6 protein-coding genes and 1 pseudogene are annotated in these 4,460 nt (G+C 44.0%); 3 read left to right on the forward strand and 4 right to left on the reverse strand.

Features of this window, described 5'->3' with window-relative positions; genetic code table 11:
* Positions 1–1,067, reverse strand: a pseudogene (locus Q0J48_RS06560) (excinuclease ABC subunit UvrA); the annotation flags it as partial.
* Positions 1,068–1,290: 223 nt separating this feature from the next.
* Here Q0J48_RS06560 and Q0J48_RS06565 point away from each other — a divergent pair.
* The 3 genes from Q0J48_RS06565 to Q0J48_RS06575 are packed head-to-tail and all read left to right on the forward strand — an operon-like array spanning position 1,291 to position 2,637.
* Positions 1,291–1,734: an ATP:cob(I)alamin adenosyltransferase gene (locus Q0J48_RS06565; RefSeq protein ID WP_296242694.1), complete on the forward strand. Its 444-nt coding sequence runs from the start codon at positions 1,291–1,293 to the stop codon at positions 1,732–1,734.
* Positions 1,724–2,227: a cytochrome B gene (locus tag Q0J48_RS06570; protein WP_296242695.1), complete on the forward strand. Its 504-nt coding sequence runs from the start codon at positions 1,724–1,726 to the stop codon at positions 2,225–2,227. The genes Q0J48_RS06565 and Q0J48_RS06570 overlap by 11 nt, the downstream gene beginning before the upstream one ends.
* Positions 2,224–2,637, forward strand: a complete 414-nt coding sequence (locus Q0J48_RS06575) for a hypothetical protein (RefSeq protein WP_296242696.1) — start codon at positions 2,224–2,226, stop codon at positions 2,635–2,637. The genes Q0J48_RS06570 and Q0J48_RS06575 overlap by 4 nt, the downstream gene beginning before the upstream one ends.
* 39 nt (positions 2,638–2,676) lie before the next feature.
* Here the strand turns inward: Q0J48_RS06575 and Q0J48_RS06580 are convergent, their stop codons facing one another.
* The 3 genes from Q0J48_RS06580 to Q0J48_RS06590 form a co-directional block, all read right to left on the reverse strand.
* A complete protein-coding gene (locus Q0J48_RS06580; protein ID WP_296242697.1) occupies positions 2,677–3,507 on the reverse strand; it encodes a DUF3737 family protein in 831 nt (276 codons plus the stop codon).
* A 56-nt stretch (positions 3,508–3,563) separates the two neighbouring features.
* Entirely contained in the window at positions 3,564–4,040 is a 477-nt protein-coding gene (locus Q0J48_RS06585; RefSeq protein ID WP_296242698.1) for a flavodoxin, read from the reverse strand.
* A gap of 63 nt (positions 4,041–4,103) precedes the next feature.
* Positions 4,104–4,460 (reverse strand): Fic family protein (locus tag Q0J48_RS06590; RefSeq protein WP_296242699.1); only part of this gene is annotated, 357 nt, incomplete at its 5' end.

The raw sequence follows: 4,460 nt of genomic DNA on the forward strand, positions 1-4,460 counted from the left end.
GCAATCGGAACATCCGATCCGTATAAAATATAATGAAGCTGTTGTTTGGGCAGATCTTTGATCGGCGTATCCATATCGATTTGATAATAATCAATCAGTGCCTTCATTCTCTGCCATTCCAAATTTTCGGTATTGACGATATTTTTATAATAGCGAATGCCACCCTGGGCAATCGACAACGACGGATCCGGGATCAAGAGATGCAGATCGACTTTCTGTGTGATTCCCAATCCCTTACATGTAGGACATGCCCCAAAAGGCGCATTGAAGCTGAAAAGTTTAGGTTCCAGCTTGGGAACGCTGAATCCGCAGACCTTACAGGCATAATTGCTGGAGAAGAGGATCTCTTCTTCCTTGGTCAAAAGAATGGCCAAGCCATCGGATAATTTCAAGGCCGTTTCCAAAGAATCGTGAAACCGAGACCGGTCCTGTCCTTTGACGATGCGGTCCACGACAACATCGATACTGTGCTTTTTATTTTTCTCCAAAGGTTCTACATCTTCCAAGTAGACGATCTGTCCATCCAGGCGGATGCGGACATACCCTTCTTTGGTCAGTTTCTCTAAGAGCTCTTTATGCGTTCCTTTCTTGCCTGAGATCACCGGAGAAAGGATCGTACACCGGGTCCCGTCTTCCAATTCCATGATTCGATCGATCATTTCCTTGATTGTAGAACCAGTGATCGGTTCATGATGATGCGGACAATACGGAACTCCGATTCGCGCATACAACAAGCGCAAATAGTCATAGATCTCCGTGACCGTACCGACCGTACTGCGCGGATTGTTGCTGGTGGTCTTTTGATCGATCGCAATAGCGGGCGAAAGCCCTTCGATCTGATCGACGTCCGGTTTTTCACTGTTTCCTAAAAATTGGCGCGCATAAGCCGACAACGATTCCATATAACGGCGCTGTCCTTCGGCATAAATGGTATCGAAGGCAAGGCTGGTCTTTCCGCTTCCGGAAACTCCGGTCATAATGACCAGTTTGTTTCTGGGAATCTCTAAATCTATATTTTTCAGGTTGTTCTCGCGAGCTCCCTGAATCGATATCTTATCTCGTTCCATTTTTGATCACCTGCTCCGTTATTATACCATAGGACCAGGACGCAAACACCCTTTGCGCTCGAAAAGATCATTGAATCGATTCGTTCTTCTTTTGACGTTTTTGGGAAATTTTCAAACCGATCCTATATTCTTTGATTCCTTTTTTTGATAGAATGAAATCCCATCCAAAAAGGAGGCGGTCAACATTTCAGAAGCTTACCCTTTTTTAAAAGAGGACGGATCATTGTGTGATTATGAAATTGAAACGGATCTGCTGGCCAGCCAGATCGGAGAAGCAATCCATGTGATCCGGCACATTCATAAAGAAGACTTGCTCCTTCTTTGTGAACAAGTCTATCACGCCAACGGATCCATACGAGGACATTTGGCCATCACGCCGCAAGATCTGGAAAAACTGAAAACGATGGAAGAGCACTATGCGATCCCCTGCCGTCAATTTGTACTGCCGCAAGGATCCATAGGTGCCTGCAAGCTGCATGTTTTACGATCACAAACCAAAAAGGTGATTCGTCATATGCATCGCATCCAAAAAGAAAGAAACGCCCCCGGGATCTTATGGGATTACTTCAATCGTCTATCCAATTTATTCTTCATGATGGCCCTTTACGAAAATCAAGCCGAAGCAATCGAGGAGATCCCTTTCTTATCGAGGTCTTATGACAGTTAAAGAACTTTGTGTCACAGCCATCATCGGTGCCATTGAATTTGTGGTCTTCACTTCATTTTCTTTCATTCTTTATTTGGAATGCATCACCTTTACCGTGTTGATCTTTTCGGTCGTTTTCCCCAGAAAGATCGCCGTTTCAGGAGCGACGGTTTTTGGTCTTCTCAATATTGTGCTGATCCAGGGAATCACGCCTTGGTCCCTTTGTTACTTGGGAATCTATCCCGTTTACAGCTGGATCTTCTCCACCTGGAAACAGCCTTTGACCAAAAAGCTTTGGATCCTGGCCTTTGTCTGTGCCTTTTTCTCGTTTTTGACAGGCCAGCTTTTACAGCTTCCGTTTCTGTTGTTTTCTAAAACACTGACGATCCTGTATCTGATCCTAGGATTGAAGACTTCTTTGATCCAAGGCGCTTTGTCCGCCATGATTTGTTTGTTTTTATATCACCCGACAAAAAAAGCACTTTGTGCGATAGAAAGGAAACTTGATCTATGAAAAAACTTCTAATGCTTTGTCTGAGCCTTTGCCTGGTTGGCTGCAGTGCGACAGAAAAACCTGAATCATCTTCATCGGATGCCGTTACCTTGCATATCACGGTGATCAATGAGGTCGAAGATGAAACGCTTTTTGATGATGATCTGACAGTTGAAAAAGAAGTTTCAACACTTTCTGACTTTTTAGAAGAAGCCGACTCCTTGGAGGTCGTGATGGAAGAGGGAGAATACGGAAAAACCATTCTCTCCATCTGCGGTGTTGCCACAGAAGACTGGAACAAAGGTCCCTGGTGGCTGTTTGAATCCGATACCAACCAAGCCTGTGTAGAAGCGGGCATGTGTCCGGCTGCCAGCGAACTGACCATTGAAGACGGCGATTCCTTCACTTTCACCTACACCGATACTTTCTAAGAAAAACTCAGCCTGACAATTGATCAGACTGAGCTTTTTTCATTCTTGAATAATAACACCCTGTGCTTCAGGATCGTCCATGATGATCTCTTTGACCGAAGGCACCAGGATCTGGCCGGCATAAGGATTCTTGATACTTTCAACTTCCGTAGTGATCACAGCATTTACGATCGAGCGCTCAAATGCCAAATCGGTATCGATCATTTCACATTGGATCAGTTTCAGATCCCTGCAGTAACAAAGCGGCTGGGTCCCGATGATCGTACAGTTTTCCAGCACCAGACCTTCGGAATACCATGCCAAGTATTCGCCTTTTAACACCGAGTTTTTGACCCATACATCTTTGGAGTGCCAGAAGGCATCCTTGGTATCGAATACACAATGATCAAAATAAGCATTGTTCATGTATTGAAAAGAGTATTTCCCTTGGAAATGCACGTTTTCAAAACGAAGGTTTTGCGCCCGCATCATAAAGTATTCACTGACGGCATTTGAATCTTTCATCTGAATATTGCGGGTCATCCAGCCAAATTCCGGCGAATTAATCTCGCAATCTTGGATCACGACATCATCGCATTCTCGCAAAGCTTTGATGCCATGCATCTTGGTGTCCGTGATCTCGATATGATCCGAATACCATAAGGCAGCCCGACAATTCGGGGTCATTTCACAATGCGTGATCTTCAAACCGTGATCGTGCCAAAAGGGGTAGCGAAGATTCAGATACGTATCCTGGACATCAATATTTTCACACTCTTTAAAGGCGCTTTCGCCGTCGGCCGGCCCATCAAACCGACAGTTTTTCACCATCAGATTTCTCGAACCATAACAGGCTCTTTCTTCATCCATTTGTTGATTTTCTATTCTCATTGCTCATCATCCTTCCTAAGAAAAACAAAGCTTGTTATCCAAGCCTTGTTGATGTTTTATAACCACTGTGAAGCCCAAGAAAGTAATCTTTTCTCAGAAACCGAATCGTTGAAGCGCATGCCCATGACGACTTTGGATCCCGGTGCCAACCTTTGCATGTTCTCCGAGGAATTTCCCATTTCGCTTCCTCCGGAGGTCGCAAATGGAACCACTGTCTTTCCTCCAAAATCATAGCTTTCCATAAATGTATCGATGATCGAAGGTTCGCGATACCACCAAATCGGGAAACCGACAAAGACGACATCGTACTGTTCCATATGTTGTACCGTATTGCGGATTGCCGGACGACATTCAGGATCTTTCATTTCTTGCGTACTTCGACTCAATGTATCATTCCAATCTAGATCAACACTGGAATAAGGTTGAACGGGTTTGATTTCAAACAGGTCCGCCTGGATCGCATAGGCCAATTTGGATGCGACTCTTTCGGTTGTCCCGCTTGCACTAAAATAAGCTACTAGACTCTTTGCCATTGTCATTCCTCCTTACTTAGCTATAGGATAGCACCTAAAGTTAACTTTAAGTCAATAGTTTTTTTATTTTGATAGGAAATTCATCACCAGTTTGACCATGGTTTCTTTTTCTTCAGGCCTTGATTCGGCAATCATCAAAGTGATTGCCACTAGGGCACTATCTGAAATGATCTTCTTGCCGTCAATGATCAAATGATGATTCTTATTCAAAAACTCCAAAAAGATCGTGGCACCAATGCGTTTACAGCCATCGGCAAAAGGATGATCCTTGATAAGGAAATAGAGAAGATTAGCAGCTTTTTCCTCAATACTTGGATAGAGTTCTTGACCAAATACATTTTGATAGACGGCCGCCAAAATACCATTGAGCTTTCCTTCTTCTTTTTCGACACCAAAAACAGCCGACTCAAATTTCATCTT

Origin of the sequence: uncultured Faecalicoccus sp., assembly GCF_944325745.1 — a bacterium.
GTDB lineage: Bacteria > Bacillota_I > Bacilli_A > Erysipelotrichales > Erysipelotrichaceae > Faecalicoccus.